Origin of the sequence: Pseudomonas sp. 86_A, assembly GCF_017491705.1 — a bacterium.
GTDB classification, from domain to species: Bacteria; Pseudomonadota; Gammaproteobacteria; order Pseudomonadales; family Pseudomonadaceae; genus Aquipseudomonas; species Aquipseudomonas koreensis.
Genome location: NZ_JAFGYS010000223.1, coordinates 1 through 289, shown reverse-complemented (window position 1 = coordinate 289; position 289 = coordinate 1). Strand labels below are relative to the sequence as shown.

Genomic DNA, 289 nt, shown 5'->3' with positions numbered 1-289 from the left:
TTGGCGCCCAGGGTCCAGTCCAGCGAAGCATTGACCGTGTCGATCTCTGTGAGCAAGGTGCTGGTTTCAACGATGACATCGCCTGCGTTGTCGACGAAGTAAGTGTCATTGCCAGTGCCGCCGATCATGGTGTCGGCGCCCGCGTAGCCGTCGAGAATGTTGTTGCCGGCGTTACCGGTCAGTACGTTATCGAGGGCGTTGCCAGCGAAGTTGAGGTTGGCGGTGCCCAGCAGGATGCCGTCCTCGACGTTGGCCGACAGGGTGTAGCTGACGGAGGTGCGGATCACGT

General features: G+C 60.6%; 1 pseudogene. It reads right to left on the bottom strand.

The features are described 5' to 3' along the window. Positions 1–289: pseudogene (locus tag J5M57_RS28770) on the bottom strand (Ig family protein); the annotation flags it as partial.